The sequence below is a fragment of the Micromonospora sp. NPDC048040 genome (assembly GCF_055587185.1).
The window spans coordinates 57,331-68,821 of the sequence record NZ_JBVJGT010000037.1; the positions used below are offsets into that span (position 1 = coordinate 57,331).

The following is an 11,491-nucleotide window of genomic DNA, read 5'->3' on the forward strand; positions in this document are numbered from 1 at the left end:
CCGTGGAGCCCCACACGAGCATCATCACCGGATACGCGGCTGTCCGGCGACGGGCTCCCGCAGGTGCGCGCCATGCGCCGGCGATCTCGCCCGACGCGACGTGCAAGTCCCCGCCGTTCGAATCAGAGGTCGACCAAGTCAGGGAGGAGCCCGTCATACGTCGCACGTTGGAGAGGTGACGTTGGCGCTGCCGCCACGCCGGGTTGGTCGGGCGTTCCGGTGGCGTTCCTACGGTCCGGGTCATGACACCTCGCCCTGCCCACCTCCCACCCGGGAACCCGAGCCGCACGGTCGCCGCGCTCGCCGTCCTGACGCTGTCGACCGGCGTGCTCGCCGTGCTGCCACCGTCGCCGCCGGCCGCCGCCGAACCCGGCGCGGTGGTCGTCGCGGAGGACTTCTCCGCCGGCCGGCTGCCCACCGGCTGGCGGGCCGTCGACGGCACCTGGAAGGTGGAAAACGGCCGGCTGTACGGCACGTCCGCCGGTTCCAGCCAGAACAACAAGATCACCTTCGGGCGGCACCTGAACGACTTCCGGTTCGAGGCGACCGTCCGGTTCGAGTCCGTCGCGTCCGCCACCCGCTGGACGGCGCTGGGCCTCGACGTGCCCGCCGACGGCGCGAGCCCGTGGTGGATCGCCACGATGCGCAGCGGCACCACCGCGAGTAACGGGCTCGAGTTCGCCCAGCGCACCACCGCCGACACCTGGAATGTCACCAACACCGGCGCCGGCCCGTACGCCGCCGGCACCGGCCGGGAAGTGCGGGTCGCCGTGGAGGTGCACGGCAGCCAGGCGCGCTGGTTCGTCGACGGGCGGGAGGCGCTGAAGACCAGCAGCCTGCAACGCTCCGCCGACGGCGGGCAGGCACTCCTGGTCAACGGCGCCACCGTCTCCTTCGACGACGTGCGAGTCACCGAGCTGGCCCCCAACGGCTACCTCCGCCCGGACGGCAGCCCGCTCACCGTGATCGCCCACCGCGGCGCCTCGTCGGCCGCCCCGGAGAACACCCTGGTCGCCCAGGAGACCGCGCGGCGGGCCAACGCCGACTGGATCGAGAACGACGTGCAGCCGTCCCGCGACGGCGTGCCGTTCGTGCTGCACGACACCACGGTGGACCGGACCACCGACGGTGCCGGCCGGATCCGCGACCTCACCGCCGCCCAGCTCAAGGCGCTCGACGCCGGCTCCTGGTTCGCGCCGTCGTACGCGGGGGAGAGGCTGCCCACGCTCGCCGAGCAGCTCGCCGACCTGCGCGTCCGGGGCGGCAACCTGCTGCTGGAAATCAAGGGGGCGCACACCCGCGACGAGGTCGCCCGGATCGTCGAGGTGATCCGCGCGGAGCGGATGACCGGCCGGGTGTTCGTCCAGAGCTTCGAGACCGACGCGCTGCGCCACACCCGCGAGCTGGCCCCGGAGCTGCCCCTCGGACTGCTGCGCAGCAGCCTCGACGCCGACCCGGTGGCGGTCGCCCGTGAGCTGGGCCTGACCGCGTACAACCCGAGCGGGACGGCGCTGCTGACCCGACCGGGCGTGGTACGCGAGCTGCACGACGCGGGCGTGGCCGTCCTGGTATGGACCATCGACTCGGCGAACCAGTGGCAGGCTCTGGAGCAGGCCGACGTCGACGGGATCATCACCAACCGCCCGGCCGAGCTGGCCGGCTGGAACGCCGCGTACTCGCAGCGTCCGCCCGCCACGCCGACCGTCGCGATCGGCGCGCCGGCCGACGGCGCCACCCTGGACCGGGCGCAGGCGCCGACCGTCACCGTCACCACGACGCACGCCGAGACGGTCACGGTCACCCTCGACGGCGAGCGGGTCGAGCCCGGCGTGGCGCTGGACCTGACCACCCTGCCTGCCGGCCGGCACACGCTGCGCGCCGAGGCCGTCGGACCGGCCGGCCGGGCGACGGCGACCAGCACCTTCACCGTCGCGGCCACCCCGGCCGGGCTCGCGTACGTGATCCTGACCTCCGACGTCGAGCACGGCGCCCGCACCGCGCTGAGCACGCTGCTCGTCCAGGGCCGCTACGCCGAGCTGGCCCGCTACGCCGACCAGCAGGCCGGCCAGCGGCTCCCGGTGGAGCTGGCGCGTGTCGTCGCGGCCGACGCGCGGGCCCTCGCCGCAGACTGACCGTACGACGACGGCGGCGGGCGGGAATGTTCCCCGCTCGCCGCCGCGAGCGGGCGCTCGCCCACGCCGAACCCGCTGCGGTCGTGAAGGATCCCGCCCTCGGCGAGCGGCACCGCGAACTGGCCGGCGAACTCCTCGCCGCCCACGGCGAGCTCACCCAGGCGGCACCGTCGCCGCCCACGTGGACGAGCTGGCTGTAGCCGCCGAGGACGGGCAGCGATCTGAGGGCGTCTCGCTGCTGGATGACTTTTGTTCGTGAGGGGCTCGCGGACGCTGACCGCGGCGTTGGAGGCGGAGTTCGACGCCTACTTGGCGGAGCTGGCGCACGAGCGCGACGAGCGGGGCCGGGCGCTACTAATGGAGGATCTTCTGCTTCGCCATGGCGAACTCTTCGGCGGTGAGTGCACCGGAGCTCCGTAGCTCACTGAGCCCGCGCAGCGCGCCGGCCAACCCGTCTTCACCGGGTACGACGCCCATCGCCGGCGCCACGACCGGCATCGGCTGTGCCGGCTGCGACGCCTCCCGGCTCCCGGTCAGGTTGATCAGGTCGGCGAGCGTACCGGCGAACCTGTTCGCGTCCGTCGTCGGCTGGATGCCCGTCACCGCGTCGCTGGCGAACTGGAGGATGGTGGGCTTCCTGCCGCTGTATGCCTGCCAGGACTTCTCCGGCACGCCTTGGTACTGCTCCTTGAACGGGCGTGGGGCGCCGCTGCCGGTGTAGTCGCTCGCCCACAGGTCGTATGGGAACGGCTTGAGGGAATCGCCGTACAGCCAGCGCGGCGCATACGCGATGAAATACCCCTTGCCGCCGGCAAGACGTTTCAACTCATCCAGGAAGGCGATTATCTCGGTCCTGTTGGGCGCCCGGTCCATGTTTTCGAACTTCTCCGCGTCGCACTGCCACATGAAAGGCACCTGATCGTGCCACGGCGCATTCGCCTTCACATAGTCGAAGAAGATTTTCGCCTCGCGCTCGGGGTCGCCGGGGTACAGGACGTGATAGGCGCCAAGGACCGGGATTCGGGCTGTCCGGGCGCGGTCCATGGCCTCCTTGAAGTGGCTGTCTTTGAAGTCCACTCCCTCTGAGGCCTTGTGCGTGAAGAAGCTGATTCCGGCCGCGCGGGCCGCCTGTAGGTCCATCGGGCCGCGGCCCCAGTCGTGGTTGCTGGCGTCCCAGCCCCACACCTCGGTGCCGACGGCGGCCGCGGGGGCGACCGGCTGGGCCGGCGGGACCGCGGCGCCGGCGGCGACCACGGGGGCCGGCGGGCCGGAAACCCCGAGCTTGGCCAGGATGCGGTCAGCGCTCGCCTCCGACATCGCCACGTGTACGTGGTTCAGGTGCGCGGCCATGGTGGCCTGGTCGAAGTTGTGCCACACGCCGTTCTGAATGTAAAAGCCGTTGTCGTCCGTGAATGGCGTGGTGTGGATCAGTTCGGCCAGGTCGCCCTGGAACTTGTCGAAGAGCCACTTCGCGAAGTCTCGCATGTCGGCCTGGTCCTTCGAGTTCGGCTCCGGATCGTCGTACGCGCCGAAGTCGAGCGCCGCCGTCGGCGACCCGTCCCAGGACAGCCCGCTGTGGTGAGAACCGGGCTCATCGCGAAAACCGCTTGTCACGTACAACTCATTGGCTTTTGGGTACTTTTCCGCGACCGCCAGAATCTTCCGTCCGACCGGACCGATGGTCACATCCGGGTAAACCTTCATTCCCCGCTCCTTCGGGCGTACGTCAAGAAAACGCCGGTCGGACATCGCGTCGACCGGCTCTGCTTCCAGGCTAAACCCGACCGGAGACGCCACGGTGTCGAATCGAACCCTTTCGCGCCGACCTCGATCGGACGATCCGACGTGAGCCGCCGGCTGCGACGGCGAGGCTCTGCTGGTGTCGCCCGCCATGGCCGGCATCGGCGCCTACCGGGACGTGGAGGCGGTCAAGCGCCTCGTGTTGGCCATGCGACTCCACCGCGCCAGCCACCACAGCTTGGACCTGTGGTGGACGGGGGCGACGGTGCTGACCGGGTCGGCCTGAGCCTGGGGGCTGACGGCGGGGTGGGCGCGCTGATCACCAGGCGCAGGACGCGTAGTCCTTCAGGAAGCAGCCGTACAGGTCTTCGCCCTGTTCGCCGCGGACGATCGGGTCGTAGACCCGGGCCGCGCCGTCGACCAAGTCCAGCGGGGCGTGGAAGCCGGCGTCCGCCAGCCGCATCTTCGTCGGGTGGGGCCGCTCGTCGGTGATCCAGCCGGTGTCGACGCTGGTCATGAGGATGCCGTCGGCCAGCATCTCCTGGGCGCTGGTCCGGGTCAGCATGTTCAGCGCGGCCTTGGCCATGTTGGTGTGCGGGTGCCCCGGCCCCTTGTAGCCGCGGCTGAACTGGCCCTCCATCGCTGACACGTTCACCACGTACTTGCGGCGGGCGGTCGCTGCGGCCATCGCCGGTCGCAGCCGGCTGACCAGAACGAACGGCGCGGTCACGTTGCACAGCTGCACTTCGAGCAACTCGATCGGGTCCACCTCGTGCACCCGCTGCACCCAGCTGTTGACCGGGTCGAGGTCCGGCACCAGACCGCCGGCGTCGATGGCGGTGGCGGCCGCGATCCGTTCCGGCGAGGCGGAGCCGCTGGCCAGCGCCAGTGCGGTCAGCGCCTGTGGGGGGATCGCGGCCGACTGCGGTGGGGCGGTCAGGCTGCTCGCCGGGTCGCCCCGGCCGGCCGGTTTGGCGAACGTGATCATCTCCGGCAGCGGGCCGTCCGGCAGGGCCGCCGCCTCCGCGGCGACGAGTTGCGCGTACGCCCCGGGCGTGCGGCGGACGGTCTGGGCCGCGTTGTTGATCAGGATGTCGAGTGGTCCCTGGCTGCTGACCGAGTCAGCGAGGGCGATCACCTGGGCGGGGTCGCGCAGGTCGATCCCGACGATCCGCAGGCGGTGCAGCCAGTCCCCGCTGTCGGGCATCGCGGCGAATCGGCGGACCGCGTCGTGGGGAAACCGCGTGGTCACCGTGGTGTGCGCGCCGTCGCGCAGCAGCCGCAACGCGATGTACATGCCGATCTTCGCCCGGCCGCCGGTGAGCAGCGCGCGCCGGCCGGTCAGGTCGGTGCGGGCGTTGCGGCGCTCCCGGTTGAGTGCAGCACAGGGCGGGCAGAGTTGGTGGTAGAAGGCGTCCACCTCGCGGTAGCGCTGCTTGCAGACGTAGCAGCCGCGCGGATTGTGCAGGATGCCGGCCGTGGCACCTACGGTGGCGGAGGTGAGCGGGATGCCCTGGGTCTCGTCGTCGATCCGGCCCGGGGCACCGGTGGCGGTGGCCGCCGTCACCGCGCGGTCGGCCGCCACGATGGCATCCCGCCGTTCCTGGCGTCGCCGCTGCTTGATCACCTTGTAGAGCCTCGCGGTAGCCCGTTGCACCCGCACCACGTCGGGGTGGTCGGCAGGCAGGTCCTCCAGCGCCTCGAAGACGCTGAGGCAGGTCTCCAGCCGGTCGCGGTCAATGCCGTATTGACCGGTTTCCGTAATTTTGTCCGCCGTCATGCCGTCGCTGTCTCATCCCGTTCCCCGCGCCGGATCTACCCGGCCCACCCCAAGTCCGACCCGGAACTGTACGCACCGCCCGGCCTCCGACGCATCCCGCGTCTGCTCATCAGCCCAAAGACCGTCGAGGCCAACCTCGCCCCAGGTCTACCGAATCCAGCCATGCCGAGGTCGGGGCGACCATGGGCAGGCCAGCCGCGCCGCCACCACCGGAGTCGATTCCCGGATGACAGCCAAGGTCGACGGGCTCGACGTCGTCGCCCTCCAGTGCCGAGTCGCCCGCTGCCGCATAGATCGCCCCTTGAGTATCGGCCGATTCGGCACGTCACCGCGAACCGGTACCCGGGTCAGGAATTGAGGTCGGCCCACTGCGCCTGCGTCAACAAGCCCCCATGCTCAAGCCGGTGGGTGATCTCGGTCTTCGTCGCCGCGTCCAGCGTCTCGGGCAGGTCCTCGAAAGTGGCGGGCAGGACATCCAGCAGGGAAAAGACCTGCTGGCCGTCTCGCAGCGCCAACAACAGCATGCACCGCCAGTGCGGCGAAAACCGAGGCCGGTGCCCGGCCCGGTGCACCAGCACCGGCCGCAGATAGTGCACCGCTTCGGGATCGGCGAACTCCACCAGCCATCCGGCACCGTGATTGCGGTTCAGCCCGCAATCGATCGCCTCCGCGTCGAGCCGGATCAACTCCGACGTGCCGACCGCCTTGACCGTACGCGGAACACCTGAGCTCACCGGGCGAGTGTCCCATGCGAGACGAGCCAGCCCAACACTCCGACGCCGGCCGCCCGTTTCACCGCAGAGCTCGACCGATAGGCCTGTCAGGTGAAGGCGGTCCGGTACCGGATGGGGCTCCGGTTGCCGGCCCGCGCTGGCGGCCGCTTCGAAGCCGAGTTCGGCCGGTCAGCGCCCGACCCGACGCCCGATGGGACCAGAAGTCGCCACCCCGCACCGGCGTCTGCTCGTGGCGGAATAGTGCCCTGGCGCGACTCCGCCAGCGCCAGCTATTCACCTGGCTCTATTGGCGGCGGTAGAACGTTTCGCATGTCATTCCCCTTGCAGTTCTCTGAGCCTGGCCGGGCGCGACGCCGGTTGGTCGCCGCTGCTGCGGCGGCCGGACTGATCGCTGGCGGGATCGCCGCGATCCCGGCGCCCGTGACCGCGGCAAGCCCCGGCACGGCCCCCGCAGCCGCGACGAGGTCCACGCACACCGTTACCCTGATCACCGGCGACGTCGTCACGGTGACCACCTCCGCTGACGGGAAGGAAACGGTCGATGTCGACCGGCCCGACAGTGCCATCGGCGGCGTCCATCTCCAGGAGAGCGGCGATGACCTGTACGTCCTACCTGACGAAGCGCTGCCCCTGCTGACCAGCAACAAACTGGACCGCCGGCTGTTCAACGTCACCGATCTCATCGAGATGGGCTACGACGACGCGAAGACCGCGAACATGCCGGTGATCAGCACCTACGCGCCGGCCAAGACGCGTACGGCGAAGCTAATCGCGCCGCAGGGCGCGAAGCTGGTTCGCGACATGCGGCGCGTCGGTGCCGCAGCGCTGGCGGTGAACAAAAAGCAGACCCGCTCCTTCTGGACCGCCGTCGCACCGGCAGCCTCCGGGTCCAACCCTGCGCTCGGGGCTGGGATGGCGAAGCTCTGGCTGGACGGCCGGGTCACCGCCAACCTCAAGGAGAGCGTGCCGCAGATCGGCGCTCCCGAGGCGTGGGCCGCCGGGTACGACGGCCGCGGGGTCAAGGTCGCGGTGCTCGACACCGGAGTGGACGCCAGCCACCCCGACCTCATCAACCAGATCGACGACAAGGTCAGCTTCGTGCCGGACGAGGACACCTCCGACGTCAACGGCCACGGCACCCACGTCGCCTCGACGATCGTGGGCACCGGTGCGGCCTCCGGCGGCTCGTACCAGGGTGTCGCACCCGGCGCGGATCTCATCGTCGGCAAGGTGCTCAACAACGCCGGTTCCGGCCTGGACTCCTGGGTGCTCGCCGGCATGCAATGGGCGGCCGAGTCCGGGGCGGACATCGTCAGTATGAGCCTGAGTGACCCGACGCTCTCCGACGGCACCGACCCGATGGCGGTCGCGGTCGACACGCTGTCCGCGCAGTACGGCACACTCTTCGTCATCGCTGCCGGCAACAACGGGCCGCAGAGCATCGGCACGCCCAGCTCGGCGCCCAGCGCCCTGACGGTCGGCGCGGTCGACAAGCAAGACCGCCTGGCGCCCTTCTCCAGCACCGGTCCGCTGGTGCGCAGCGGCGCTCTCAAGCCGGACATCACCGCCCCCGGGGTCAGCATCACCGCCGCCCGCTCGCAGCAGATGACGACGGGCACCGGCCCCTACCGGACGATCAGCGGCACCTCGATGGCCACCCCGCACGTGTCGGGCGCCGCAGCGATCCTGGCCCAGCGCCGACCCGACTGGTCCGGCGCGCAGCTCAAGGAGGCGCTGATGAGCAGCGCGAAGGGCCTGGCCGCGGAGTACAACCCGTACCAGGTGGGCGCCGGCCGGGTTGACGTCGCCGCCGCCGTACGCACGGGCGTCCGGGCGACCGGGTCGGTCTTCTTCGGCAACTTCGACTGGCCGCACGAGCCCACCGACGCCCCGGTGACCAAGTCGGTGACGTTCACCAACGTGGGCAGCACCGGCGTGACCCTGAACCTCGCCATCGCCGGTTCGGGTCCCTTCTCGCTGGGTGCCTCCTCGGTGACGGTGCCCGCAGGCGGCAGCGTGGCCATCCCGGTCACCGGCGACCCGACCAAGCCCGGCACCGGCGAATTCACCGGCTACCTCGTCGGCACCGACGCCGCCACGGGCGCCGCGGTCACGCGTACCACGCTCGGCCTACTCAAGGAGGACGCGCGCTACGACCTGAAGGTCAAGCTGATCGGCCGGGACGGCAAGCCCGCCAGGTCCACGGTCGTAGTCAAGAAGGCTGGCGAGGTCTACCCCTGGGTGTACACCGTCACCGGTGAGTTGGTGCTGCGGATGCCGCCGGGCACCTACACCGTCTCGACCCAGTTCGACGTCCCGGGTGAGCGAGCCGACTCGCTCGGCCTCGCCCTGCTGACGGACCCGGAGACCGTGCTCGACGGGTCCGACGCCGAGGTGGTGCTGGACGCGAGCAAGGCGCGCCTGCTGGACACCACCACGCCGCAGCGCAGCCAGGACCGCCAGCGCAAGCTCGACTACACCGTCACGTACGCCAACGGCGACAGCTTCCGTTCCGGCTTTCTGGTGCCAATCAAGTACGACGACCTGTACGTCACGCCGACCGACCAGGTCACCCAGGGGTCGTTCACGATGGTCACCCGGTGGCGCAAGGGCGAGCCGATGCTGAGTCTGGACGCCCCTGGTCTGCCGCCAACGGACGTCACGGTCCAGCCGGGAAGCACGCTCACCGCAGGCAGGGAAACCATGCCCACGGTCTACGCGGGCACCGGTTCGGCAGCCGAGTACGCCACGCTCGACGTGAAGGGCAAGGCCGTGGTGGTGACCCGCAGCGACGCGGTCAGCGCCACGGATCGTGCCGCCGCCGCTGTGGCCGCCGGGGCGAAGCTGCTGCTGGTCGTCAACGACGACGTCGGCGTGCTCAACGAGTCTGTGGGCCCGTCGCCGATCCCGGTCGCCACCGTGCACCGCGACGCCGGGGCGCAACTGATCGGTCTGACCAAGAGCGGCACGCTGCAGCTGATCACCAACCAGGTGCCGTACGCGAGTTACGTCTACGACCTGATCCGCAACTACTCCGGCCAGGTGCCGGACCGGCCGCTCACGTACCACCCGAGCCAGCAGGATCTCGCCCGGATCGACGCGCGCTACCACAATGTCACGGAGGCGAAGCAGGGCGGCGGATACCGGTACGACCTGACCTTCACCCCGTCCCTCGGCTTCCCCGAGCGGGAGTGGCACCCTGGTACCCGGACCGAGTGGGTCACCCCGGACCAGGTCTGGGCCGAGTCGCACATTCAGGGCACCTGGACGGACGTGGCCAACCGCTACGCGTACGCCAAGGGCAGCACCACCCGGCTGGACTGGTTCGCCCCGGCGATCCGGCCGGCGTTCAACCGGGCATTCGCGGTGCAGAACAGCCGCTACCGCGACTTCATGACCATCAACGTGCAGACCTGGAGCCCGTCGGCTGACGTGCTGGAACACGGCGGATACCTGGATTGGGGATCGGTGCCGGTCAACATGAAGCTCTACCAAGGTGACCAGCTGCTGTACGAGAACAAGCGCTCGTCCGACCTGCAATGGAAGGCGGTGCCGGCTGGGGCTCTGCCGTACCGCCTGGTGCTGGACGCGTCCCGCCCGGCCGAACAGTGGCGCCTGTCGACGCGTACGCACACCGAGTGGGACTTCATCTCCAGCTCTAACGACTCGGACAGATTCGAGCCGTTCGCACTGCTGCAGATGGAGTACCGGCTCGACACCGACCTGCACGGCGACGTGAAGGCGGGCAGCACCGAGCAGATCCGCCTCAAGCCGACTCCCCAGGCGGGGGGCGGCCCCAGCACGGGCAACGTCACCTCGGTAACCCTGGAGGTGTCGTACGACGACGGCGCCACCTGGCAGCAGGTGACGCTCAGCAAGGATGCCGACAACTGGTGGAACGGCGCACTCAAGCTGGCGAAGCAACCAGGCGGCTTCGTGTCGCTGCGGGCCACCGGCACGACCGACGCCGGCTTCAGCATCAAGCAGGAAATCATCCGGGCGTACGGCCTGCGGTGAGACCGATCTACGGGCCCCGGGGCGACGACGTCCCGGGGCCCGTCCCGCCTTTCCCCCCGCCATCCCGGGCGGTAGAAGGACCGTCACCGTGGCGCGTACTCTCCCCACACCAAACGGTGGAGAGGAGGCGACCGCCGATGCTGGGTGCGTTGGGTCTGAGCCCCGAGGACGAGCTGGTCTACGGCATGCTCGTCGGACGCGCCCAGGCCAACCCGGCCGAGCTGAGCAACGTCCTGCAGCTGCCCGTGCCGGCCGTCGAGGCGGCGCTGGCGCACCTGATGGCGTGCGGTCTGGTGAAGACCACTCCCGACGGCGGTATCGCTGCGGCGCCACCCGCGGTCGCCCTCGGGTCGTTGATCAGCGAACGGCAGGCGGCCCTGCGCACCGCCGAACTGGCACTCGTCGAGCTCGCCGAGGAGCATCGCAAGGCGACCGCGGGCCGCACCATCAGCGAGCTGATCGAGGTGGTCACGGGCATCGAGGCGGTCCGGCACCGGTTCGCACAGGTGCAGCACGCCGCCCGAACCGAGGTCCGCAGCTTCGTCACCACACCTTCCGTTGCCGTACCGATGGGCGCCAATTCGGCGGAGTCGGAAATGGTGGCCCAAGGCGTGCGCTACCGGGTTGTGGTCGACCGGGCGGTGCTCGGCGAACCTGGCGCGGTTGCCCAGGCCATCGAGTCAGTGCGTATGGGCGTCGAGGTGCGGGTGGCCGAGTCTCTGCCGATCAAGCTCGTGCTGGCCGACGCCGAACTGGGCCTGGTGCCGTTGACCGTCTCGCCGGGGGACGAGCCCGGAGCGGTGCTGCTGCATCGTGCCGGGCTGCTCACGGCGATGGACGCGCTGTTTGAGTTGGTGTGGTGCCACGCCTATCCGCTCAGCGTCTCCACATCCGGTGATCTGACCACTGAGGATGCCCATGGCGAACGCGCCAACCTCCCCACAGCGCTGGACCGGAGAATCCTGGCTCTGCTGTTGGCCGGACTCACCGACCCGGAACGTGTCAAGGGATTGAGGCCAACGGGAGTTAAGCGGCTTGTCGTTGCGGTTCGGGCTTGTTGATCCAGACCTGCTCGGGCAGGTCGAGGA

At 70.2% G+C, this 11,491-nt stretch carries 7 protein-coding genes; 4 read left to right on the forward strand and 3 right to left on the reverse strand.

Features of this window, described 5'->3' with window-relative positions:
* Window positions 1–242 precede the first annotated feature (242 nt).
* Complete coding sequence (locus tag ACZ6O2_RS26300) at window positions 243–2,132, forward strand: glycerophosphodiester phosphodiesterase (RefSeq protein WP_466024705.1); 1,890 nt, start codon at window positions 243–245, stop codon at window positions 2,130–2,132.
* Between the two features lie 354 nt (window positions 2,133–2,486).
* Here ACZ6O2_RS26300 and ACZ6O2_RS26305 read toward each other — a convergent pair whose 3' ends face one another.
* Window positions 2,487–3,836, reverse strand: a complete 1,350-nt coding sequence (locus ACZ6O2_RS26305) for a GH25 family lysozyme (RefSeq protein WP_466024706.1) — start codon at window positions 3,834–3,836, stop codon at window positions 2,487–2,489.
* Window positions 3,837–4,011: 175 nt separating this feature from the next.
* Between ACZ6O2_RS26305 and ACZ6O2_RS26310 the strand changes: the two genes are divergently transcribed.
* On the forward strand, window positions 4,012–4,158 hold the full coding sequence (locus tag ACZ6O2_RS26310; RefSeq protein WP_466024707.1) for a hypothetical protein: 147 nt from the start codon (window positions 4,012–4,014) through the stop codon (window positions 4,156–4,158).
* Window positions 4,159–4,191: 33 nt separating this feature from the next.
* Here ACZ6O2_RS26310 and ACZ6O2_RS26315 read toward each other — a convergent pair whose 3' ends face one another.
* Entirely contained in the window at window positions 4,192–5,652 is a 1,461-nt protein-coding gene (locus tag ACZ6O2_RS26315) for an SDR family NAD(P)-dependent oxidoreductase (RefSeq protein WP_466024708.1), read from the reverse strand.
* Window positions 5,653–5,999: 347 nt separating this feature from the next.
* Entirely contained in the window at window positions 6,000–6,386 is a 387-nt protein-coding gene (locus ACZ6O2_RS26320; RefSeq protein WP_466024709.1) for a hypothetical protein, read from the reverse strand.
* A gap of 309 nt (window positions 6,387–6,695) precedes the next feature.
* On the opposite strand from ACZ6O2_RS26320, the gene ACZ6O2_RS26325 reads away from it, so the two are divergent.
* The gene (locus ACZ6O2_RS26325; RefSeq protein WP_466024712.1) at window positions 6,696–10,403 is read left to right on the forward strand and encodes a S8 family peptidase; all 3,708 of its coding nucleotides are present in this window, start codon (window positions 6,696–6,698) and stop codon (window positions 10,401–10,403) included.
* A gap of 137 nt (window positions 10,404–10,540) precedes the next feature.
* Entirely contained in the window at window positions 10,541–11,464 is a 924-nt protein-coding gene (locus ACZ6O2_RS26330; RefSeq protein ID WP_466024710.1) for a TrmB family transcriptional regulator, read from the forward strand.
* Window positions 11,465–11,491: the final 27 nt, after the last annotated feature.